24 protein-coding genes and 1 other annotated feature (1 of these 25 running past the window's edge) are annotated in these 23,616 nt (G+C 39.4%); of the genes, 12 read left to right on the forward strand and 12 right to left on the reverse strand.

Annotated elements, in window-relative coordinates:
* Positions 1-237, forward strand: a binding site (T-box leader) (it extends 21 nt beyond the left edge of the window).
* Between the two features lie 66 nt (positions 238-303).
* The 7 genes from trpE (at position 304) to NXG61_RS05300 (ending at position 8,391) form a co-directional block, all read left to right on the forward strand.
* A complete protein-coding gene (trpE, locus tag NXG61_RS05270; protein ID WP_307225318.1) occupies positions 304-1,776 on the forward strand; it encodes an anthranilate synthase component I in 1,473 nt (490 codons plus the stop codon).
* Positions 1,776-2,357 (forward strand): anthranilate synthase component II, encoded by a 582-nt coding sequence (locus NXG61_RS05275; RefSeq protein ID WP_307225317.1) that lies wholly within the window; start codon positions 1,776-1,778, stop codon positions 2,355-2,357. The genes trpE and NXG61_RS05275 overlap by 1 nt, the downstream gene beginning before the upstream one ends.
* Entirely contained in the window at positions 2,354-3,364 is a 1,011-nt protein-coding gene (gene trpD, locus NXG61_RS05280; RefSeq protein WP_432748980.1) for an anthranilate phosphoribosyltransferase, read from the forward strand. The genes NXG61_RS05275 and trpD overlap by 4 nt, the downstream gene beginning before the upstream one ends.
* 5 nt (positions 3,365-3,369) lie before the next feature.
* Positions 3,370-4,767, forward strand: a complete 1,398-nt coding sequence (gene trpCF, locus NXG61_RS05285; RefSeq protein WP_307225315.1) for a bifunctional indole-3-glycerol-phosphate synthase TrpC/phosphoribosylanthranilate isomerase TrpF — start codon at positions 3,370-3,372, stop codon at positions 4,765-4,767.
* Complete coding sequence (gene trpB, locus NXG61_RS05290) at positions 4,764-5,951, forward strand: tryptophan synthase subunit beta (RefSeq protein WP_307225314.1); 1,188 nt, start codon at positions 4,764-4,766, stop codon at positions 5,949-5,951. The genes trpCF and trpB overlap by 4 nt, the downstream gene beginning before the upstream one ends.
* Positions 5,944-6,726 carry a tryptophan synthase subunit alpha gene (gene trpA, locus NXG61_RS05295; protein WP_307225313.1) on the forward strand — a complete coding sequence of 261 codons (783 nt, stop codon included), beginning with the start codon at positions 5,944-5,946 and terminating at the stop codon, positions 6,724-6,726. The genes trpB and trpA overlap by 8 nt, the downstream gene beginning before the upstream one ends.
* 207 nt (positions 6,727-6,933) lie before the next feature.
* Positions 6,934-8,391 carry a hypothetical protein gene (locus NXG61_RS05300; RefSeq protein ID WP_307225312.1) on the forward strand — a complete coding sequence of 486 codons (1,458 nt, stop codon included), beginning with the start codon at positions 6,934-6,936 and terminating at the stop codon, positions 8,389-8,391.
* Between the two features lie 151 nt (positions 8,392-8,542).
* On the opposite strand, the gene NXG61_RS05305 is transcribed toward NXG61_RS05300, so the two are convergent.
* A complete protein-coding gene (locus tag NXG61_RS05305; RefSeq protein WP_307225311.1) occupies positions 8,543-9,232 on the reverse strand; it encodes a LysR family transcriptional regulator substrate-binding protein in 690 nt (229 codons plus the stop codon).
* A gap of 98 nt (positions 9,233-9,330) precedes the next feature.
* A complete protein-coding gene (locus NXG61_RS05310; protein ID WP_307225310.1) occupies positions 9,331-9,486 on the reverse strand; it encodes a LysR family transcriptional regulator in 156 nt (51 codons plus the stop codon).
* Between the two features lie 160 nt (positions 9,487-9,646).
* On the opposite strand from NXG61_RS05310, the gene NXG61_RS05315 reads away from it, so the two are divergent.
* The 3 genes from NXG61_RS05315 to ttdB are packed head-to-tail and all read left to right on the forward strand — an operon-like array spanning position 9,647 to position 12,588.
* Entirely contained in the window at positions 9,647-11,047 is a 1,401-nt protein-coding gene (locus NXG61_RS05315) for an anion permease (protein WP_196605152.1), read from the forward strand.
* 30 nt (positions 11,048-11,077) lie between these two features.
* Positions 11,078-11,977: a L(+)-tartrate dehydratase subunit alpha gene (gene ttdA, locus NXG61_RS05320; RefSeq protein WP_196605151.1), complete on the forward strand. Its 900-nt coding sequence runs from the start codon at positions 11,078-11,080 to the stop codon at positions 11,975-11,977.
* Positions 11,977-12,588 carry a L(+)-tartrate dehydratase subunit beta gene (gene ttdB, locus NXG61_RS05325; protein ID WP_196605150.1) on the forward strand — a complete coding sequence of 204 codons (612 nt, stop codon included), beginning with the start codon at positions 11,977-11,979 and terminating at the stop codon, positions 12,586-12,588. The genes ttdA and ttdB overlap by 1 nt, the downstream gene beginning before the upstream one ends.
* Before the next feature lie 108 nt (positions 12,589-12,696).
* Here ttdB and NXG61_RS05330 read toward each other — a convergent pair whose 3' ends face one another.
* From NXG61_RS05330 to NXG61_RS05355, 6 genes are read right to left on the reverse strand one after another with little or no spacing between them, the layout of a single operon-like run.
* Positions 12,697-13,539 carry a class II fructose-bisphosphate aldolase gene (locus NXG61_RS05330; protein ID WP_196605149.1) on the reverse strand — a complete coding sequence of 281 codons (843 nt, stop codon included), beginning with the start codon at positions 13,537-13,539 and terminating at the stop codon, positions 12,697-12,699.
* A 30-nt stretch (positions 13,540-13,569) separates the two neighbouring features.
* Positions 13,570-14,214 (reverse strand): class II aldolase/adducin family protein, encoded by a 645-nt coding sequence (locus tag NXG61_RS05335; protein ID WP_196605148.1) that lies wholly within the window; start codon positions 14,212-14,214, stop codon positions 13,570-13,572.
* Position 14,215: 1 nt separating this feature from the next.
* Entirely contained in the window at positions 14,216-14,701 is a 486-nt protein-coding gene (locus NXG61_RS05340; RefSeq protein WP_196605147.1) for a hypothetical protein, read from the reverse strand.
* A 12-nt stretch (positions 14,702-14,713) separates the two neighbouring features.
* The gene (locus NXG61_RS05345; RefSeq protein ID WP_196605146.1) at positions 14,714-16,081 is read right to left on the reverse strand and encodes a PTS galactitol transporter subunit IIC; all 1,368 of its coding nucleotides are present in this window, start codon (positions 16,079-16,081) and stop codon (positions 14,714-14,716) included.
* A gap of 29 nt (positions 16,082-16,110) precedes the next feature.
* Entirely contained in the window at positions 16,111-16,392 is a 282-nt protein-coding gene (locus NXG61_RS05350; protein WP_196605145.1) for a PTS sugar transporter subunit IIB, read from the reverse strand.
* Positions 16,393-16,401: 9 nt separating this feature from the next.
* Positions 16,402-16,887, reverse strand: coding sequence for a PTS sugar transporter subunit IIA (locus NXG61_RS05355; protein ID WP_432748981.1), 486 nt, complete (start codon positions 16,885-16,887; stop codon positions 16,402-16,404).
* 119 nt (positions 16,888-17,006) lie between these two features.
* On the opposite strand from NXG61_RS05355, the gene NXG61_RS05360 reads away from it, so the two are divergent.
* A complete protein-coding gene (locus tag NXG61_RS05360) occupies positions 17,007-18,035 on the forward strand; it encodes an IS6 family transposase (RefSeq protein WP_307225425.1) in 1,029 nt (342 codons plus the stop codon).
* 63 nt (positions 18,036-18,098) lie between these two features.
* Here the strand turns inward: NXG61_RS05360 and NXG61_RS05365 are convergent, their stop codons facing one another.
* Both NXG61_RS05365 and NXG61_RS05370 read right to left on the reverse strand, forming a co-directional pair.
* Complete coding sequence (locus NXG61_RS05365; protein WP_307225141.1) at positions 18,099-20,048, reverse strand: BglG family transcription antiterminator; 1,950 nt, start codon at positions 20,046-20,048, stop codon at positions 18,099-18,101.
* A gap of 1,038 nt (positions 20,049-21,086) precedes the next feature.
* Positions 21,087-21,440: a MerR family transcriptional regulator gene (locus tag NXG61_RS05370; protein ID WP_307225143.1), complete on the reverse strand. Its 354-nt coding sequence runs from the start codon at positions 21,438-21,440 to the stop codon at positions 21,087-21,089.
* A gap of 87 nt (positions 21,441-21,527) precedes the next feature.
* Here NXG61_RS05370 and NXG61_RS05375 point away from each other — a divergent pair, with 87 nt between their 5' ends.
* Complete coding sequence (locus NXG61_RS05375) at positions 21,528-21,914, forward strand: carboxymuconolactone decarboxylase family protein (protein WP_196605141.1); 387 nt, start codon at positions 21,528-21,530, stop codon at positions 21,912-21,914.
* 44 nt (positions 21,915-21,958) lie between these two features.
* Here the strand turns inward: NXG61_RS05375 and NXG61_RS05380 are convergent, their stop codons facing one another.
* Together NXG61_RS05380 and NXG61_RS05385 are read right to left on the reverse strand one after the other, a co-directional pair.
* On the reverse strand, positions 21,959-22,390 hold the full coding sequence (locus NXG61_RS05380; RefSeq protein ID WP_196605140.1) for a RidA family protein: 432 nt from the start codon (positions 22,388-22,390) through the stop codon (positions 21,959-21,961).
* 18 nt (positions 22,391-22,408) lie between these two features.
* The gene (locus NXG61_RS05385; RefSeq protein ID WP_307225146.1) at positions 22,409-23,602 is read right to left on the reverse strand and encodes a trans-sulfuration enzyme family protein; all 1,194 of its coding nucleotides are present in this window, start codon (positions 23,600-23,602) and stop codon (positions 22,409-22,411) included.
* Positions 23,603-23,616 lie beyond the last annotated feature (14 nt).

The following is a 23,616-nucleotide window of genomic DNA, read 5'->3' on the forward strand; positions in this document are numbered from 1 at the left end:
TAAAAATACATCGTGCACTTACAGAGAGCCATCGTTGCTGAGAGATGGCAGGACGCAGGGTATTAAATGGACCGCAGAGGGCACAGTCAAAGGAAGAGAGCAGTCTCTGCCGAGTATTCTGTGACGCAGCACAGGCGTTATCTGTGAGGGATATGTTGGTATCCTGCATTGAGAGGGAAAGTTTTTTCCAAGCAAGGTGGCACCGCGAGTAATTGAAAATATATACTCGTCCTTGACAAAGTAATTTGTCTTAGGGCGGGTATTTTTATTTTGTCCATTTACTATAAAGGGGTGCATAAATAAATGATAAACTACAAACCGGGTCTGGCAGAATTGAAAAAAATGGCAGATAGTTATGATGTGCTGCCGGTGAGCAGAACGCTTTTCGCTGATATTAAAACGCCTATAGCTGTGTTAAAAGCAATGAAAAATGTCAGTGATTGCTGTTTTTTGCTGGAAAGTGTGGAAAGCGGTGAGAAATGGGGCCGTTATTCATTCCTGGGTTTTGATCCGTCGGTGGAGATAAAATGCAAGGATAATAAAATGATGATCAAAGATAAAAATGGTGAAAAGTCATTTTATACGGAAAATCCTTCTAAAGAACTCCGCACTCTGCTGCAGCAGTACAAAAGTCCGCGATTTGATTTTCTGCCGCCGCTGACGGGTGGATTAATAGGTTATTTTTCCTACGAATATATACGATACAGCGAAAAAAAATTAAACTTTGCCGGTAAACAACAAGAGCTTAATGATGTGGATCTGATGCTTTTCGATAAGATCGTCGCTTTTGACAATCTGAAGCAGAAAATATTTTTGATCGCCAATATACGGACGGATGATTTAGAAAAGAACTACGAAAAAGCGCAGGAAGAGCTGGATAATTTAGCAATGCTCGTCAGTAACGGTGCACCATGCAATGAGCAGCCGGGAAAACTTACTACTCCCTTCAGCGGGGAAATGACGGCAAAGGAATATGAAAAATTAGTCGAAAAAACAAAAGTGTATATAAAAGAGGGCGATATATTCCAGGCAGTTCCTTCCAATCGACAGGAAGCCGGATTTACGGGAAGTCTGCTCAATGCTTACCGTATGCTGCGCACGAGCAATCCGTCTCCATATATGTTTTATTTGAGCGGCAGACAGATAGAGCTGACCGGAGCATCACCGGAAACTTTGGTAAAACTCAAAGACGGTGAACTTTCTACTTTTCCGATAGCAGGTACTATGCCGCGCGGGAAAAATGCGGCAGAGGATGCGGCATTGGAAGAAAAATTATGCCATGATGAAAAAGAGCTGGCAGAACACAATATGCTGGTCGATCTAGGGCGAAATGATCTTGGCAAGATAAGCGAATTCGGCACCGTAAAAGTCAAAAATTTTCATAAGATAGAACGCTTTTCTCATGTTATGCACATAACATCGACAGTTACCGGCAGGATACGCAAGGATAAGGATGCACTTGATGCCATAGAGGCCACGCTGCCCGCGGGAACGCTGTCAGGGGCGCCTAAGGTCAGGGCCGTGCAGATTTTGCATGAATTGGAAAAAAGCATGCGCGGCATTTATGGGGGAGCGGTCGGTTATATAGATTTTACCGGCAACATGGATGTATGCATAGGCATACGAATGGCTGTTGCCTATGATAACAAGGTCTATGTCCGTTCCGGCGGCGGCGTCGTTTTTGACAGTGTGCCGCAGACAGAATATATGGAGTCGCAGAATAAGGCCAGAGCTATGATCGAGGCAATTGAAAGAACACAGGAGGTCGGAGAATAATGTTGCTGTTAATAGATAATTATGATAGTTTTTCCTACAATCTTTATCAGCTTTTGGGTGAAATAGACGCTGATATAAAAGTAATCAGAAATGATGAATTGACCGTTGAAGAGATCAGAGCGCTTTCTCCGGCTCGAATCGTTCTGTCACCTGGACCGGGCAGACCGGAGGATGCCGGTATCTGTAAGGATGTCGTGCGCGCACTGGGCAGTAAGATTCCCATATTAGGTGTCTGTCTGGGACATCAGGCTATCGGTGAGGTATTTTCGGCAACAGTCGGTTATGCGAAGAAAATCATGCACGGTAAAAAAAGCATGATCACAGTAACAGGCAACATGCCCATTTTCAAGGGAATGCCAGAAAAATTTGAGGCGGCCAGATATCATTCGCTTGCGGTTGACAGGAATACTATTACCGATGAACTGATAGTGACGGCACAGACTGATGACGGTGAAGTAATGGCTATGAGGCATCGCGATTATCCTATTTACGGTGTGCAGTTTCATCCGGAATCTATTCTGACATTTGGCGGAAAATGTATTTTGCAGAACTTTTTGCAGACAGGTGGTGCGGTGCAATGATAAAAGAAGCTATTCATGAAATAGTAAAGGGAAATGATCTGGATTATAAAACTGCTAATACAGCCATGCTGGAAATAATGGAAGGTAAAGCTACAAATGCACAGATAGGCGGTTTTTTGACAGCTCTTCGTCTAAAGGGAGAAACAGTCGACGAAATAGCAGCCTGTGCCGCAGCCATGAGGGAAAAATGCACACAGGTAGGACACCGGAGTGACGATGTTTTGGAAATAGTAGGCACCGGCGGTGATGAAGCGAATACTTTCAATATTTCAACTACGGCTTCCTTTGTTGTCGCGGCCGCCGGTGTAACTGTGGCAAAGCATGGCAATCGCAGTGTCTCAAGCAAATGCGGGGCTGCCGATTGTCTGGAATCGCTTGGTGCCAGGTTGGAGCTTGACGCTCTGCAGAATAAAAAAATGCTGGATGATATAGGTATGTGCTTCATGTATGCACCCGTTTACCATGCATCCATGAAATATGCGGCGCCTGTACGAAAAGAGCTGGGTGTCAGAACCATTTTTAATATACTGGGACCATTGGGTAATCCGGCAGCAGCCAATATACAGCTCATGGGTGTTTATGACAAAGAGCTTATACGTCCTATGGCAAAAGTTTTGGCAAAACTGGGAGTGCAAAGAGGTGCCGTGGTCTACGGTGACGGACTTGATGAAATTACAGTGTGCGGCAAAACAACTGTGTGTGAAATTGCTGGCGGCAAATTCAATGAATATGAAATAGATCCTAAAAATTATGATATGGAATATGCTGCACTCAGTGAGCTGGTCGGCGGTGCGGGCATGGAGAACGCGCAGATCACGAAAACGGTTTTGTCAGGTGCTCCGGGCGCGAAAAGAAATGCCGTGCTTTTAAACGCGGGAATGTCATTATATTTGGCGGGCAGGGCAGCAAATCTGGCAGACGGCATGGAAAAAGCAGCAAATGCAATTGACAGCGGAAACGCTTATAAAAAGATGGAAGAATTTATAAAAACAACCAACGAGGTGTGACGAGTATGATCCTGGAAAAAATTGCCGCAAAAACACGCATCCGTGTGGAAGAACGCAAGCGGCAAAAATCGCTCGAAAAAGTGAAGAAGGAGGCATATGGCAGAAAAAACAAAAATCCGTTCTTATTTGAAAAAGCTTTGCGTGGAAAAGATATATCCTTTATTTGCGAGGTGAAGAAGGCATCACCGTCAAAAGGCATTATTGCGGAAGACTTCCCTTATCTTGATATTGCCAGGGATTATGAAAAAGCGGGTGCGGCGGCTATTTCTGTATTGACAGAGCCGGAGTTTTTTCTGGGGAGTGACGTATACCTGCGCGAGATAGCCGCTGCTGTGGACATCCCGGTACTGCGCAAGGATTTTACAGTGGATGAATATCAGATTTATGAAGCGGCTATTCTGGGTGCGGGAGCGGTTTTACTGATCTGCGCGCTGCTTTCAACCGAACAGCTGATTCGTTTTCGGCAGATAGCTGATGAACTGGGAATTTCGTGTCTTATAGAGGCACATGACGATGCCGAAATAAAAAAGGCTTTGGCCGCAGGAGCACGTATAATCGGGGTCAATAACCGCGATCTGCGTGATTTTTCGGTGGATATAAACAACAGTATAAACCTCCGCAAAGAGGTGCCGGCAGATGTTATATTCATATCGGAAAGCGGCATTAAAACAGCAGAAAATATTGAAAGATTGCGGAAAAATAATGTACAGGGAGCGCTGATCGGTGAGACATTCATGCGCAGCGCAGACAAAGTGAAGGAACTGACGAAGCTGTATGGGCCGGTCAGGATACCCCGTACGAAAATATGCGGTGTTTCCCGTATGGAGGATATTGATGCGATAAATATGGTCCAGCCGGATTACATAGGCTTTATTTTTGCACCAAGCAGAAGACAGGTCACTTCGTCGCGTGTCCATGAAATGAAAGTGCCGCTTTCATCTTCAATAGATGCGGCAGGTGTTTTTGTCAATGAAGTAACAGCGGCCATAATCAATGCGGCACATTCGCTTGCGCTGGATGTGATACAGCTGCACGGTGATGAAACGGAAGAGGATATCATCCGCATAAAAAAAGAAACAGGCTGTGCTGTATGGAAGGCGGTTCGTGTCAAGGACAGCAGTGATATAGATAAATGGCAAAACTCAGCGGCTGATTTGCTGCTTTTTGATACATTTTCGGGAACTGAAGCAGGCGGTACCGGGCATAGTTTTGATTGGTCACTTCTGGAAAGAGTTGACAGACCCTTTATGCTGGCAGGCGGTCTCAGCAGTAAAAATATTGCCAGAGCAATAAGACAGGCTGCTCCGTGGGGCGTAGATATCAACAGCGGTGTGGAAACAGACGGTGTGAAAGATGCGGTAAAAATAAAAGAAATAATGTCGATCATAAGGAGATTGAAATGAGTAAAAAAGGCAGATTTGGCATTCACGGCGGACAGTATATACCGGAAACACTGATGAATGCTGTAATAGAACTGGAAGAAACTTATAATGAATATAAGAACAATGAAGCATTTGTAAAAGAACTGGACGATTTATTGAAAACATACGCAGGCAGGCCTTCTCTTTTATATTATGCCGATCGTATGACAAGAGATCTGGGCGGTGCAAAGATATATATAAAACGTGAAGATCTCAATCATACAGGCTCACATAAAATAAATAATGCATTGGGGCAGATCCTGCTGGCAAAAAAAATGGGCAAGACACGCGTCATTGCCGAAACGGGAGCCGGACAGCACGGTGTTGCCACGGCAACAGCTGCGGCTTTTATGGGAATGGAATGCGAAATTTTTATGGGCAGGGAGGATACCGATCGACAGCGGCTCAATGTTTATCGTATGGAACTTTTAGGTGCGAAAGTGCACGCAGTGACAAGCGGGACACAAACGCTGAAAGATGCAGTCAACGAAACGATGCGTGAATGGACAAAACGGATTGATGATACACATTATGTACTGGGGTCGGTAATGGGGCCTCATCCTTTTCCGACAATTGTCAGGGACTTCCAGAGTATTATAAGTAAAGAAGCAAGACAGCAGATCCTTGAGACGGAAGGCAGGCTGCCTGATGTTGTAATGGCGTGTGTCGGCGGCGGCAGCAACGCTATGGGCATGTTCTATAATTTTATCAATGATAAGAGTGTGCGTCTTATCGGCTGTGAAGCGGCAGGGCGAGGTATTGAAACGGGTAAGCACGCAGCGACGCTGACTACCGGTACGGAGGGAATATTCCACGGCATGAAATCCTATTTCTGCCAGGATGAATACGGGCAGATAGCACCTGTATATTCTATTTCGGCAGGCCTGGATTATCCGGGAATAGGACCGGAACACGCATATCTGCATGACACGGGCCGTGCGGAGTATGTGCCGGTAACGGATGATGAAGCGGTAGACGCCTTTGAGTACCTGTCACATGTAGAAGGTATAATACCGGCCATAGAAAGCGCTCATGCAGTGGCGCATGCTATAAAAATAGCGCCAAAAATGAAAAAAGACGCAGTGATGATTATCTGCCTGTCAGGCCGTGGTGATAAGGATGTGGCAGCAATAGCGCGTTACAGGGGGATAGATATACATGACTAAAGTACAGGACGCATTCAAAAATAAAAAAGCCTTTATTGCCTTTATCACCGCAGGTGATCCTGATATGGAAACCACGGAAAAAATAATTATTTCGATGGCGGAAAATGGTGCCGATCTAATAGAAATAGGCATACCTTTTTCTGATCCGGTTGCGGAAGGACCTGTCATAGAACAGGCTAGTCTGCGATCTCTTGCCAACGGCACGACAACTGATAAGATTTTTGCCATGGTGAAAAAAGTACGAGAGAAAGTACAGATACCGATGGCCTTTATGACATATGCCAATCTGCTGTTTGTTTATGGGAAAGAAAAATTTTTTGCCAAATGCCGTGAAGCGGACATAAATGCTATCATTATTCCTGATATCCCTTTTGAAGAAAAAGATGAACTTATATCATACGCAAATAAAGAGGGGGTTGAAATGGTGTCATTGATAGCACCTACTTCTCTGCAGCGTATAGGCATGATAGCAAAAGAAGCGCAGGGCTTTATTTATCTCGTATCTTCATTGGGTGTAACAGGTGTGAGAAACGAAATAAAGACAGATCTTGCCGGTATAGTAAAAGTTATCCGCCAAAACAGTAAGATTCCAGTCGGCATCGGTTTCGGCATAGCGACTCCGGAACAGGCATATAAAGCGGCAAAAACAGCTGATGCAGCTATAGTGGGCAGTGCAATAGTAAATATTATAGCGCAGCATGGCAGGAATGCACCGGAACCTGTCGGTGCATATGTGAGAAAAATGAAAGAAGCGGTTATGCGGGCGGCAGAATAAAAGCAGATAAAAATAACGTATATATGTTTGCAGCTGTATACTGGATATTCCGGCAAAAAGCTCTCTGATTTCAGAGGGCTTTTTGTTGTTGATAAAAGTTCTTCCAATGTGAAGAATATAATAAAAAAATAATATATTGATAATCAAACATGACTTTAACAATTATATTATAACAGTATAAATATGCTGAAAAAGGAGTTTTAAACCATGAGGCTTTTAAAAAATTTCCGTATGCTGGGTGTTGCTTTGGCAATGACGGCAATCTGTGTATTGGTAAGCCCCCCGGTTACTGAAGGAACTGCGGCAGTTTCAGAAACAGAAACTGCCAGCACACCGCAGCTGCAAAGTGAGAATTGGGCGCCGGAAGTCAGAGGCACACTAAATGATTTTTTGCTGACTTACGGAAAATATTCACCAAACTATGATAAACATGAGCGTCCCTATGCCGTTTTTGATTTTGATAATACGACATCGGTTTTGGATGTGGAAGAACAGCTGATGATCTGGCAGCTTGAACATCTGGCATTTGCCGTTCCTCCTCAGAAATTGGCTGAAGTACTGGAAACAGGCATACCAATCGAAAAATTATCCTTGACATATGGGGCTGATGACGGTTCCGGTTGGCCTGTGACGATCCAAGCCGGTATAAATGATGCGGTCAGGGCTTATGCTTCTCTCTATAAGGCGGGAGTGGTTTCAGCTGAAGGACGGGAACAGTCCGGACAGATCAAACAGAGTTTTGAATATCAGGAATTTGTCACTAAAATGCGTTGGTTATATGATGCTATATCAGAAACGATGGACACATCGGTCTCTTATCCGTGGGTGACATACTGGTTTACAGGTATGACGCCGGGGCAGGTTTATAATCTTGCTTATGCCTGTGACAGCTATTATGGTGATCCGGCCAAAGCACAAACATGGTCAAAAGGGAAATATACAAGTCCGGCTGACAGAAAAAGTGATACCGGTGTTATTACCGTGTCATATAATCAGGGAATCACCGTTACACCGGAAATCAAGGAGCTATATAAAGCCTTGGCTCAAAACGGTATGGATGTCTGGATCAATTCGGCCTCGGCAATTGACGTAATACGTGCCGCTGTGAAGTATTTTGATATACCGGGGGTAAAAGGCATCGTGGCAATGACTAACCGGCTCGGCAGTGATGGTAAATATATCAATGCCTATGATTATAATGCACATCCTCAGACGCAGGGAGTGGGCAAATCACTGACGATCGAAAAAGTTATCGCGCCGTTATATCATGGGAGAGGTCCGATTTTTACGGCAATGGATTCGCAGGGGGATTTCAACTTTTGTACAGAATTCAAGGATACTAAAGCTGTACTCATTATGAATCGCCGCCGTAAGGACGACGCTGCTTTATGTGCGGCTGTAGCGGAATATCAAAAAAGCCATAACATAACATTGCAGCAGGCCAATGCGGCAGGTGATACGAAATTCGTTCTGCAGGGACGCAACGAAAACACAGGGCGGCTTTGGCCTGATGACCAAACTTTGCTGCTGGGGAAACAGGATAAAGTATTTTTGTCTGATAAAGCAGATAAAGCTGTTACCGAGTTAAATAACGGTGCAAGTATTGCTGAAGTTCTGCAGAAAAACACCAAATTGAAGGACTATAAAGGATATAAGACGCGCTGAGCGAAGCGGATTGGAAATTTGAATAAGCATGGAAATACTCCCTGACTTTTTTAGTCCGGGAGTATTTTTTTCGAAAGAACTGTTTACATATTTTGATTAAGTGAGACAGTTTTTTGTTTTGCCCATAAGGAGATGTGGCATTGAATATTGCTCAAGTAGAGGACTCTTTTTCTTTAGTGGATTGAGCGCAAAAATTCTTTAGCAAACAAATGAATTTTTGTGCAGCCCTGGATAAATAACGATTTTTACGCCAAATGACAATAGCTATGCGGGATGGTTTTTCGATAAGCGATGTATAGCAAGGTGCCAACTTAGGCTGCACAGATTGGATTAATGTGTGAGGTAAAAGTGTGACGCCGATACCTGCTCCAGCAAGCGCCTGTGCAGCATCCATGCTTTGTGTTTCCAGTTTGATCTGAGGAGAAAAACCAGCTTGACGGCATAATTCAAGTAATGTGCAATGCAATTTTTGACCCTGTTCCATCAGAATGAAAGGAGTGTTTTTTAATTTTGATAAATTAATTATTGGCGGTTTTGAGAAAATACCGGGAGATAGATTATATTCACGACAGATAGGGTGATACGGCGGAATGGCTAAGAGGAGTCTTTCCTTAAATAGTTCCTCATAAGAAAAATTTTTTTTGTTAATTGGCAAAAGAGAAATTGATATATCTGTTTCTCCATTTAGGGCAAGTTCTTCCAGCCGTAAAGTCGTATCTTCACATAATTCCAAGGTAATAGCAGGATATTTTTTCTGAAAATAAGGGATAAATTTAGCTAATAAATATGTACTGCGAAATGGAGAGCATCCTATTGTAATATGTCCTTGATTTAAATGCATAACGTCATCTACCTGTTGGTAGAATTGTTCACTTGAGTCAAGAATCTGCCGTGCTGTATTTACATATAATTCACCGATATAAGTTAACTTTAAAGGAGTTACACTTCTGTCAAATATAGGAGCACCAATTTTTTTTCTACAGTCAATAATAATTGACTTAAAGATGGTTGTGATATATAGAGTTTTTTTGCCGCCAATGAAATGTTTTTTTCTTCAGCTATTTTTAGGACATAACGTAATTGTCTATATTCCATAAATATAAGCGACCTCCATAGGCTTTATACTATGATAATCATAATAAAACAAGTATTTTACTTATATTATATTATAATCTACAATAATTTCATAGAAATATTTATTTTTTTCTATAAAAACTAAATATTGAAATAAATTTAATGCATTAGAGGTGATAAGATGAATCGTTTAGTACGAGGCAGCATCGTATTGGTATCATTAATGTTGATATGGTTGCTTCCTGTTCCTGCTGGTCTTACTGTAGAAGCATGGCATATATTTGCCATTTTTGCAGCTGTAATTTTAGGATTTATTTTGCAGCCAATGCCATTGGGAGCAGTCGCATTGGCAGGTGTTACTTATCCGGCACTTATTGGATTATTGAAACCATCAGAAGTACTTGCCGGTTTCAGTAATACAACAATATGGCTTATAATATCGGCGTTTTTATTTGCAAAAGGTTTTATCAAAACAGGTCTGGGGAAACGTATTGCTTACAAATTAATTTTTTGGTTTGGCAGTAGTAGCTTGAAACTCAGTTATACGCTTGTTATCAGTGACTTCATTATTAGCCCGGCGACACCCTCAAACACAGCACGGTCTGGGGGGATAATGTTTCCTATTGTGAGAAGTCTGGCATCGGTATTTGATTCAGAACCAGGCCCCACTGCCCGCAAGATAGGGGCGTTTCTTTTAGCTGTTTCCTTTCAGGCTGATGCGCCTATTGCAGCAATTTTTTTGACTGCATGCGCACCGAATCCCCTGATGGCTACGTTAGCTAAACAAACTGCAAATTTAGATATTACGTGGGGCCTTTGGGCGATAGCGGGTATTGTACCGGGGATTATTTCTATTATTGTAATTCCCTTCTTCCTTTATCGGACATATACACCAGAAATAAAAGATACACCTGAGGCACAACAGCTTGCGGGAAAAGAACTTAAAAATATGGGTGAAATGACACATAATGAAAAAATTATAAGCGGTGTTTTTATCGGAGCACTGCTCCTCTGGAGTACATCACAATATACACATATAGATGCCACAATAGTTGCCTTACTGGGAGTGTCGGTTATGCTGATATTTCATGTACTCGAGTGGGAGGATGTTATCAGTGAAAAGGGCGCATGGGATAGTATGATGTGGATGGGAGGAATCATCGGTCTTGCTGAGGCACTAAATAAATCGGGTTTTATTCAATGGTTCGCCCAAAATGTTACACAATCATTGAACGGAGTGTCTTGGGTAATAACACTTGGTGTACTTTTTCTTGTATATCTTTATAGTCACTATGCATTTGCAAGTCTTTCCGCTCATGCAACTGCTATATATGCCCCCTTTTTAGCAGTTGCCGTTGCAGCAGGTGCACCGCCTTATTTTGCTGCAATTGGTCTTGCTGTACTTTCAAATCTTATGGCAGGACTTACTCATTATGCTACAGGAGCTGCGCCGGTCTATTTTGGTGCAGGATTTATAGGCCAGAAAGACTGGTGGAGAATTGGTTTCACATGTTCAATAATAAATTTCATCATTTGGATCGGTATTGGTTCGCTTTGGTGGAAACTTATTGGTATTTGGTAGTAATTAATTTTACTAAAGAGGGATGGTATTATGATAGAAAAAGAAGCCGCAGAAAAAATTACGGATACGATGGTAAAATTTATAGATTATACGGGTAAATGTTTGCCCGATGATGTGCGTGGAAAACTTGATGAACTTAGCAGACAGGAAACTATTCCACTGGCAAAAATAATTTATGATACAATGATGAAAAATCAAAAACTTGCGATAGATTTGGATAGACCAAGTTGCCAGGATACAGGAGCTATACAATTTTTCATAAAATGCGGTGCGAAATTTCCTTATATTGGAGAGCTGCCGGCGTTATTGAAAGATGCCACAATGCGTGCAACCAAAGCAGCACCTCTCAGACATAATTGTGTGGAAACTTTTGACGAATATAATACAGGTAAAAATGTGGGAACAGATATTCCCTCAATTTTTTGGGATATTATACCTGATACCGATAAACTTGATATTAACACTTATATGGCAGGTGGAGGATGTTCTCTGCCCGGAAAAGCTATGGTATTAATGCCGGGAGAAGGATATGAGGGTGTCACGAAGTTTGTACTGGACCAAATGACGACGTATGGACTAAATGCATGTCCGCCGCTTTTGGTCGGAGTCGGCATTGGAACCTCTGTCGAAGTTGCAGCTGTGCTGTCTAAGAAAGCACTCATGAGGCCTTTGGGATCACATAATAAGAATGCACGTGCAGCTGAAATGGAAAAACTTTTAGAGGAAGGTATAAATAAAATAGGACTTGGACCACAGGGACTCATGGGGAAAAATTCCGTAATGGGTGTCCATATTGAGAATGCTGCACGTCATCCATCCGTTATAGGTGTGGCTGTAAATGTGGGTTGTTGGTCTCATCGCCGCGGACATATTGTGTTTGACCGTGAACTGAATTATGTTATCGACTCACATTCGGGGGTGAATTTTTAATGGATAAAAAAATATTAACAACACCAATTCAGGCAGAAGATCTTGAAGATATAAATGTAGGAGATATTATATATCTTAACGGATATATCACGACTTGCCGTGATGTCGCACACAGAAGGCTCATTGAAGAAAAACGTGATCTGCCTATTGATATTCGTGGAGGAGCAATTCTACATGCAGGGCCAATAATACGTACATTGGATGAAGATAAATATGAAATGGTTTCGGTAGGACCTACAACCAGCATGCGTATGGAAAAATTTGAAGAAGAATTTATAAAAAAAACAGGTGTTCGGTTGATTGTCGGCAAAGGAGGTATGGGGAAAGGCACTATGGCAGGATGCCAAAAGTATAAGGCATTACATGTGGTTTTTCCTGCCGGATGTGCTGTAGTAGCTGCGAAATGTGTAGAATATATTGAAAGTGCAAAGTGGAAGGACTTAGGGATGCCCGAAACACTTTGGACCTGTAAGGTAAAAGAATTCGGGCCGCTTATAGTATCAATAGACACACACGGACGCAATCTTTTTGAGGAAAATAAGATTATTTATGATAAACGAAAAGATGAAGCGTATAAAGAAATATGCAAGCATGTAAGCTTTATAAAATGAGAGGATATATTATGTTTTTCCCTCTGAGTAATCAGAGGGCTTTTTTCTTTGCCAGAACATGAGCCGGGATATTTCGCGTGAAATGAACTTTACACTGACTTTTAACTATTATATTTTTTGGGTATGAAATACTTTATAATAATGTTCCAGCGTATCTGCCATGCCCTGCTCTATAGAATCTCTTACTTCAAAATAGTTTTCAGGCAGATTTTGTCTTAACCTGGTATAAGCATTAACTATAAAATCAGTATAGATATTTATCTTAGCTATACCGCCAAGTGCACATTTTTCCAAATTTTCGTAACCTGAAGATGAACCTCCGTGCAGTACCAATGGCACATCTATATGTTCTGCTAATTCGCCCAGTCTGGCAAAATTTATTTTTGGCGTTCCTTTATAAAGGCCGTGTGCAGTGCCTATAGAGACGGCCAGACTGTCAAGACCGCTCTGTTCAGCAATTTTTTTTGCTTCGTTAACAGTCGTATAAATACTATTATCACCAAGGTCAGTTTCTCCCTGTCCAACATTTATGCCCGTCCCTACATGACCTATTTCTGCTTCTACTGTTATATTATGCCTGTGGGCGAACATGACGACCTTTTTTGTTATTTCTATATTTCCTGCAAGATCATGCATTGAAGCGTCAATCATTACTGATGTAAAACCAAGTTCCACGGCTCTTTCTATAAAGGCAAGATCCATTCCGTGATCCAAGTGTAAAGCCACTGGGACGGAAGCCTTCTTTATATACAATTTTCCTAGAAGTGCGGCTTCCTCTATATCTAGATATATTGAGTGTGCTTGTGCATATGATAATATCAAAGGCAGTCCCAATTTTTGGGCAGTTCTTATGTGTGTTCTAACCGATAATTGGTCGACAAAATTTGCCGATGGTATTGCAAAACCCCGCTTCTTTGCCTCTTGCAGCATCTCTTTTGTTGATACAAGCATATTATTACCTCTTTTTATAGTTTTATTCGATTATTTATTTTGCCCATAATGATCAAAAATTTTGATAGCCTGACTGATTTGTTCTTTGGTCAGAAAGGCTATATCACTACTGACAGCTCTGGCGGAAAGATAGGTTTTAGCGGCTTCTTCCAAATAAACACAGGAGCAGAGTGCCTGTTTCAAATCTGTTCCTACGGATATTACGCCATGATTTTTTAATATTACCGCCAATTTTTCTCCAATATTTTTTACGGTTTCCACACCCATTTGTTTGCTGGCTGCAGAGCTGAACTTACAGACTTTCACACTGCCCTTGACGGCATTTGCCAATGTCGTAAGAACGCATGGTAATTCATCGGCAACAAGACCGACTGCAGTTGCGTATGGCTGGTGTGTATGAATAATTGAGTTAATATGAGGCATATTATTATATATATACAATAATGCTATTGTATCAACTGAAGGACGTCTTGTACCTTCTAAAATTTTTCCGTCAATGTCCATCATCAGAATATCGTCTGCCGTGAGTTCTTCATACACCATTCCTGAAGGAGTCACCAGGATTTCTCCCGAGGGCATGCGCCAGCTTACATTCCCGCCTGAAAGGGCAATAAGACCATAACGATCAATTTTTATACCCGTATCAATAATTTGCTGCTTTTCTTCTTCAAACAATTTATCTTCCCTCCACATGTGAACACCGATTACCTGCAATGCTTTTCAATGATTCAGGATGTATCCTGTTTTCAAGATTTGTTATATATTTATACAGAGCATTGCCATTGTTAAAACTGTTTGCATTAAACCAAAATCGTCCTTTACCGAATAATGGTTTATTTATTCTAATGAACATATCTCTTGAATATCTTGATTCCCTTACTTTAAAATATTTTATGCTGCAGTAACTATAGTACTGAACTCTTCCCATAGAATAAAATGAAATGTAATCATCAGCTATGATAATTTTATCAGGATAACTGCCGGCAAAAAAAGTATTATAAACAGTATACAGAGATATTATTCCCGCCAAAAGGCAAAACGTGCTGTATTCTGGATAAATAAATAATACTGTCATACAAGCTGTTAATCCGCATACAGAAGTTGCTGCAGGAATTAAAATCCGAAAAATAAATTCTTTTTTCGAACAAATATATATTTTCATAATATTAAACACCTAATTATCATTTACTGCATGTAGTTCGTCAGCTTCTTTCATAATTCTTTTTCTGTTCATCACGGCCATTATTAATGCTACTGCTGCCAATATACATACACCGATCACACCTATATCGCTTAAATGAACAATAGCCCATGTAAGTGGATTAGCTCCATCACAAATACTTGAAATAGCCATAGCTCCTTCCGGCATTTTAAATTTGGCGTTTATTGCCGCTGTGGTCATCAATGGTGAGAGATTCGTAGCAATCAGAAGGCCTGCTGCTATGGTTAAAATGCCTGTCACTAATGCTCTGAAACCGTTGCCGTTTACCATCGGTATTATCAATACAAACATAAAAGGTATGACTGCGAGATCAGCAAAGGGAAGAACTTTGTTTCCCGGAAGTATAACTGCCATAAATACTGTCAATGGTACGAGAATAAGTGAAACTGCCAGTGTTATCGGATGACCTATCCCTATCGCCGAATCAAGGCCGATATAAATCTTACCTCTGTTTTTAAATCTTTTTTCTATGAACTCAGAAGCTGCATCTGATATAGGCAGCAGTCCTTCCATCAGCATTGCCGCCATTTTAGGAATAAGTACAAGAACTCCGCCGAGTGTTATACCAAGAGTGAGTACAGGACCTATATCATACCCGGCAACTATACCTATAATCAAGCCCAGTACACTTCCTACTAAAACAGGCTCTCCGAATACACCAAACTTATTTTGTATTTTATTGAGATCAATATTTATATTCCTTACCACGGGAATCATATCTATCATTTTATTAATTATTAAAGCAATTGGAACATATGCTCCGCTGAAGCCATGCGGCAGCGATATTCCCGCCAGATCGTTGGTTTTTTCCAGTGCCGGTGCAGTATAATCTGCTATGACCATTATTATTATCATATTCAATACAGCTGCTATAATGCCAAATATCTGGCTGTCGGTGATTATCGCAACCAATGCACCGGTGAAAGCAAAATGCCAATAATCCCATATATCGACATCCACCGTCTGTGTCGTATTCGTAAGTAGCATAATAATATTTATCAGCAAACACAACGGTATTATTACCGTTCCTACCGTAGATGCAAAAGCTATAGCCGCCGCTGCCGGCCAGCCTACGTCAATTACTGACAGACTCAAGCCATATCTTTCCACCATCTGCTGTGCCGCCGGACCGAGATTTGAGCTCATAAGACCAATTACCAGATTCAACCCGATAAATCCTATACCTACGGTCAACCCTGCTCTTATTGCTTTTCCTACACCTGTTTTCAGGATGACTCCAAGAATAAATATTATTATGGGCATCATTACTGACGGTCCCAGACCTTGCACAAATTTAAAAGCAGCCAATACAGTATCCATTATTTTCCGCCTTTCTAATTTATCAATTATTATTTTTTCAGTTCAGTAAAAATTTTTTTTACAGTATCTTCAAGACCCCGTCCCGTTAAAAAAGCAATTCCCATTATAAAGGGACATTTTACCTCGGAAACCATTGTGGTGGCCACACACAAATCAAAACTTGATGATTTTGAAGGCACTTCTGCAATTTTGCACTGAGCTAATTCATACTGTCCCTTAAAACCATTATCATCAAGAATTTTTTTCATTTTACTCAATACTGCGGTAGAGGTGCAAACACCGGCGCCGCATGCTACAAGAATTTTTTTCATAATTTTCTCCTACTTTCTTAAAAGTATCTTAAACTTATTTAATAACTCATTCTTTGATTCGCTTTGAATTAAACTTGTTAATACACCATTTTTTTGAAATTCAGTCATCAATGTCTGTAAAAATTCTACTTGGCTATGGGCGGCTTTTATTGCCAGCATAAATATTATTTCTACATTCACTTTTGTCCCAGGTGTGCCCATTTCCTGAAAACTCAAAGGATTTTTTAATACTGCAATACTCACTGCAGGTAAATTGACATGCTGTGTATCGGTATGCGGAATAGCTATTCCTGCTTCGTCAAATTGTAGTCCTGTGCAAAAATTTTTTTCTCGTTCTAAAATAGCTGATATAAAACTTTCTTTTACAACTCCTTCCTTATTCAAATTTGCAGCCATTTTTTTTATTGCATCCATGTCATTCTCAGCCTCAAAATCCATAAATATATATTTAGGATCTATATGCATATCCAATGAGTTGTCATCTTGGAATATCATTAAAATACCTCCTGATTTTTTATTTCGTTTTGTTAACTTAAATGAAAATTGAGGCACCGAACCTTTCAATGGTACAATGTTTCTGCTAGAAAACACACCAATCGAAAGGACGATGCCTCATGCAGAAAATTATACCGATTGTATGCCCTAAATGCAACAATAATCACCATTTCCATAAGTTTGGCAAAGATAAATTCGGTAATCAAAAATATCGCTGCCTTGCTTGTAAACATCAATTTGCACCAGATGCTCTCCCCAGTGTCAGAGGTAAAAAGTATCCTCCTTGCCCTATGTGTGGAAAATCGTCTTTCTTGCATCACGATTATCGTGATTATTCTAACTTTCGTTGCTCTGATAAAAAATGTAATCATTCATTTTTTCAACCAAAATCAACTGCTACTTTGCCACCTTCTGTTTCTAAACTTTTTGGTAAATCCAATTTATCACGCATGCGTCATCCAGTTCATTTAATCATCACTGTTTTAACTCTTTTTTTCATAGGCAAAAGCTCTACTCGTAACATTTCTCTCATGCTTTATCAGCTCTACAGCATCAAGCTTTCTCATGTTAGTGTTGCTGAGTGGTGCAAAAAATTCGCTCCGCTTTTTGATAATATTTCTTTAAAGCTCATACCTTCTATGAATTTCAATTCTGATGAATGGCATGCTGACGAAACAGTGGTTAAAATTGCTGGAAAGAAATACTACATCTGGTTCATCATCGATAGTGAAACCCGCTTTGTTCTTGGTTTTCATCTTTCACCACATCGTTCTTCTCCTCAGGCACATGCTTTATTTCAGCATGTTTCCCCTTTAGGTAATCCCAATGCCATTGTTAGCGATCGCTATAGTGCCTACAAGATTCCTACTAAGTGCTACTTTCCTCATGCTAAACACATTCGTGTCGAGAGCTTTAAGGACGATATTAGCAACAATCTTATCGAAGCTTTTAACAACCGTTTCAAGGCTTGGTATAAAACCAAACGTGGCTTTCATTCTTTTCACTCTGCTAATGCTACTATTTCTGTTTTTGTCTTCTTTTTCAACTTCATGCGCCCTCATACTGGTCTTAATCATTTAACTCCTGCTCAAGTTGCCGGAGCTAACTATAATCCCAATATGAAAAACTTGTTTTCTTTAGCAAGTTGATAAAATTTAGTGCTTTTCTACAGAAACATTAGCTATCTTTTCATTTTTACTTAACAAAGCCTTTTATTTTTTTAATTCTGTAATCAATGTTTCAAACAGAGGTGATTTTAATAGATTTTCACCGCTGTTTCCTTCTATGAAATTATCATATATTTTTTTGAATATACTTTCCCAAACGCTATGGAGTCTCTGTGGTATTCCCAATAAAAATACTATCTGCACCTTTTCCTTATTCCATAAAACAGGATCCCTCAAAATCGCTGCTGCTATCGCCGGTTTTTCCATATTATTTTCCAAAGGATGAGGAATTGCTATAAAATTGGAAAACTCGGTGGAAGCCATATTTTCTCTGTCAAAAATCGACTTTTTAATTTTTTTGTCAATATAGCCTGCTTTTATCATATTGTCAGCTATTTTTTCAATAACTTCATTTGATGATGTTGCATTTAAGGAAGAAAAAAATAAACTTTTCTTAAAAAATTCATCATAATTAATATCATTTTTTTCAGATGAGACATTGTTTATTCTTTTTTCTATCTTTGCAAGATCATATTCCGTCATTATAGGCTCTACACGAATTATTTTATCTGATTTTATATGTTCCACCGGTACTGTCGTAAATATAAAATCAGTATCATTTATTGTCTGACTGTTAAGTTCATAACAGCTCATTACTTTTTTTATCTGCAATATACCGCCAAATCTTCTCTGCAGCTTGCTTTTCAGCAGCAGTGCGGCAGAGAGACCTGTTCCGCAGACAATAACAGCTGTTTTGCCCATTTGATTATTAAGCTTATTACGTTCCAGAGCGGCTCCGAAATGAATAGCCAAAAATCCTATTTCATTTTCATTGGTTTTTACATTTTCTTCCCGCTCCATTATTTCACTGGCTATCACTGCCATATCAAATGCCAAAGGATAATTATTCTTAATTGAATGTAAAATATCATTTCGTATATTCATATTAAATCTCAGTCTGCTGATTGCGGCTATCAAATGGATCATTATACCGGAAAATAGTTCATCGTCATCAAATAAATTTATTCCGATGTTTTCTTTTATTTTCAATAAAATATCATTAATCAGTTTTTGAAAATCGTCTCTGTTTTTCGATGATTCGATAAATTTTTGACTGGCAATAAAATGCTGCGTCAAATAATATATTTCATTATTAATATCGACACCAAGATGTTCTTCAACAATATTAAGTATTTCAGCCGCTGGCAAAAAATACGCTGACTGTTTTAACTTCATACGTTCATTTTCAGTGTATTCTACCGTATTTTTTTTACCTGAGCGTCGCATAGTTATGATAATATGAACCAGTAAATTCTTAAAAGCTATATCAGTCAAATGAATATTATGCTGTAGAATCACTTTCAGCAAAATATGTTTTACCGCTTCAATCTCCTGTCTGGGAAATATATCATTAAAAAATTTATTGTTCGATAAATTTAATAACTCGTCTCGATTAAAAACATATTCGGATATGCAATATCTTATCTGTGCCTCATTGCCATTTATCTTTATACCGTTTTTCCTATCGGCAGTAAGTTCAAGATTGAAGCGGGCAACACTCTTTTTTATATCACCGAGATACTTTTTTAACGTTGATAGACTGATAAATAATTCATCAGAGAGGTCTTCCTGTCTGACTACTTTGTTGTGCAATGAATTCAGCAAAATTCTGGCAATGATAAAAGATATACGGTCGTTATAGTCTGAAGGAACGATATTTATTCCCTTGTAATCCTTTGATGCATTAATGGAATGTTCATCAATGAAATTTTCGTATTTTTTTTCATCATCAACAATCAATAAATATCCACTACCCGTTTCAGCAGTGATATGTGCTCCTTTATTTTTTAGAAAACAAGCAACCTCTTTCATATCGGTTCTTATCGTGCGACTGCTCACCCCAATCGAATCTGCCAGATGTTTTCCTGTAATAATTTTGTTACTCTTATTAAGCAATCTCAAAATATGCAAAATTCTTTTATTTTGAATAACCATTTTTATATCCTCCAATATTGTCATTATATAAATATTATTATGATAATTCCAGCTATTAAATTTCCTTAACCTGCGGAAATAAAAGATTTTCTTTTATAGTATCATATTCGTAATATCGGTTATGGATAGTAAATTGTATACTAATCTTTGGATTGAGCTGAAGAGTTGTTTATGACGTGCTTTTATAATAAAATGTTATTTTTCTGAGAAATAAACTTTGAACAGCAATGATTTCACCGCTTAGTAAGAATAGCTTTTTGGCAGTAATAGTAATTTTACATTTAATCCACATTTTTGATTAATTATGCGGAACGCAAATAAATAACAAAAACAGCCAAGCTTTAAAATAGCGCTGGCTGTTTTTGTTGCAGCATTTAAAAAAAAGCAATTTATCCCCAATTTTTCAACTGCCCAATATCTGGTGTTTTATGGAACTATTTTTCATATATTTCTTTGTATTTGCCACTTTGGTAAAGATGGTCTAGGTAGCATCTAAAAAAATGTGTAAACCTCTAAAAACAGGTGTAAAGTAAAAATATCTGAACATGGAAGCTTTACTTATGAAAAAAAAGACAGCAGTAAACTACGGGAAATAATCGCCGAATATGTCGTCAAAAGCATGACTGATATCCATGAATTCATCAAAATGCTCACTGCCGAAAATGATGATAAACCAAATTAAGAGAAAATCCTCAATACGACCATTCCTGTAGATACTCCCTAACAAGCAGTGCAAGCGCTATTTAGTAGAGAACCTCAAAATATTCAAATTATGTAGGTTCTATATATCCGATATAACTCTATTTTCATTCAATCGAAGTAAAGTTTTTAAAGGGCATCACTTTTACAAGCAATCCCCTTAAAATATATTACTATTAATTTTATATTAGCTTTTAGGGTTTACACAAAACTTGAAGAACTCTCGAGTATAGACTTACGACCTCCTACGCTATCACAGGAGGTCGTTTTCGCTGTTCACAAATATAAGATTTTTTATTCATGCTCTGTCATCATGCGGTAAATGCATTTTGACGATACTTATTTATTAATTTCTTCTTGGTAAAAAGAAATTTTACTATCAAGATTTTTTAAGTATTCTGCCCATTTTCTTTGTTCGCGAAGAATGTATACTCTATGTTCCTGGAGCATTGCCAAGCGTTCGGGCATGGTAGAATCTCCTTCGTAGCGAAGGTTAGCATATTTTTCTATATCTTTAAGGAGCATGCCGGTATCTTTTAATCGCTTTATAAAAAAAATCCAACTAATGTCATTTTCGGCGTAACAGCGTCTGCCTATCCTGTCACGGCTAACGCGCAATAATCTTTTTTTTTCATAATAGCGTAAAATATACTCACTTATATTTGTTTTTTTAGATAATTCTCCAATTGTCATATATTATATCTCCTATAAAAAATATTGACTTACAGTATAGTCTAAGTAATACAGTTATATTGTAATAATCTAAGGAGGTAACTGCAAATGGAAAAAACACGATTTGAACGCGGTATGGAGCAATTAAAAAGTATTGATGGATTAGGCGGAGAAAAAGTTATTGAATCATTGGAGGATATATCTCCAGATCTGGGAAGGTATATCGTAGAATTTGCATTCGGGGATATTTATACAAGAAACGGACTGAATTTGCAAGAAAGGGAGCTTATAACAATTACCAGCCTGCTTACTGCCGGTGGATGTGAGCCGCAGCTAGCAGTTCACATTAATGGAGCGTTAAATGTGAAAATTCCACCACAAAAAATAATAGAGACTTTTTTGCAATGTATTCCATATACAGGTTTTCCAAAAGTATTAAATGCTGTGTTTGTGGCCAAAAAGATATTCAAGGAAAAGGGGTTACGGATATTATAAAAAAACAGCTTAATATATGCAAGATAAATATGAAGACACAAAAATTATTTTGCCGCCACAATATCAATTTCGAAATTTGCCCCACCGGGCAGACGGCTGACCTCCATACATGATCTGGCGGGATAGGAGACAGTGAACATTTCCTGATAGACACGATTGATAACAGGAAAATCATCTAAGTCAGTCATATATATATTGACTTTAATTGCTCTTTTCAGACTTGAACCGGCCTGCTTAAGAACGATTTCAGCATTTTTTATTGCCTGTCTGACCTGAGATTCTATATCAGAAGGAATTTTACCTGTGGCAGGATCTATGGCTATCTGTCCGGATATAAATACCAGATCGCCATAGATCATTGCCTGTACATAAGGACCTATTATAGTAGGGGTGTTTTCGTCCATTATGCTTTGTAAGGATTTATCATATTTATTTTCCATTAATTTTATTCTCATGTCATTTTGTATATTTGCCATGAGGCCCCTTTCTTCTTATTATGCATAGACAGACAGTGCCTGGAGAAAATCTTCCACCAGATCGCCGCTGTTTTCAATGCCAACGGAAATACGCATCATACCGTTGGTAATACCGATTTTTAAGCGATCCTTTTCCGGCATATCATAATGAGAGGACAGGACCGGATAAGACAGTGTGGTACGATAACCACCGAGTGTCATTGCGTAATGGGCAAGATTCAGCCTGCGCATGAAAGCATTCATTTTTTTCCTGTCTTCCGGTAAAATAATGCTCATCATACCGCCGAAGCCGTTGGTGAATAATTTGCTGGCCAATTCATATTGTTTATGGGATTTTAATCCGGGATAATTAACTTTTTCTACATATGGAGATTCTTCCAGTGCCTCTGCCAGTTTCAGGGCATTTGCCATTTGTTTTTCGACACGCAGATGCATAGTTCTCATACCGCGTGAAACGAGCCATGAAGTAAAAGGGTCTGCTGTGCAGCCGGTAAGAATCTGCATTTTATATGCCTGCGCTATCAGTTCACTTTTACCGACGATGGCGCCGCATACGGCATCACTGTGCCCGTTGGCAAACTTGGTCAGGCTGATGACTGTCAGATCAGCATTATGCTCAAGCGGTCTGAAACCGACTGCGGTCATAAAGGTATTATCAACCACAAGAAAGGCATTATTAGCATGAGCAATATTGCCAAGCTCATCGATATCAGCAACAGTAATCATTGGATTAGCAATTGTTTCTGTATAGAACAGCTTTGTATTAGAACGAATATTTGCCTTTACCATGTTAAGGTCTGTGAAATCGGTAAAAGTGGTTTCTATACCGTAATTTTTCATTATCTCTGTGAATATTTCTATCGTTTCACCATATAGTGTCTGGTCAGCGATAATATGGTCTCCCGCCTTAACTATAGAGATGATCGAAGTATAGATAGCTGCCATTCCTGATGAACAGACGATTGTATCATCACCGTTTTCTGCCTGTGTGAGCAGTTCTGCCAGAGCACTGCGATTGGCATTGCGATTGCGGTTATAACAAAATCCTTTTTCTTTATATCTTTGTTCAAGATCATCTAAGTCCTCTACATTAAAAGCTGTGGTCATATAGATGGGCATAGCTTCTGGATTGGTCACCGGATAGCGGGTGTATGCGCCGCTGCGTAATAATTCAGTTTCAAAAGAAAATTTTTTATTTGTTTCTTTAAACATTATGAATACCCTCC

Origin of the sequence: Pectinatus haikarae (assembly GCF_050916305.1) — a bacterium.
Classification (GTDB): Bacteria; Bacillota; Negativicutes; order Selenomonadales; family Selenomonadaceae; genus Pectinatus; species Pectinatus haikarae.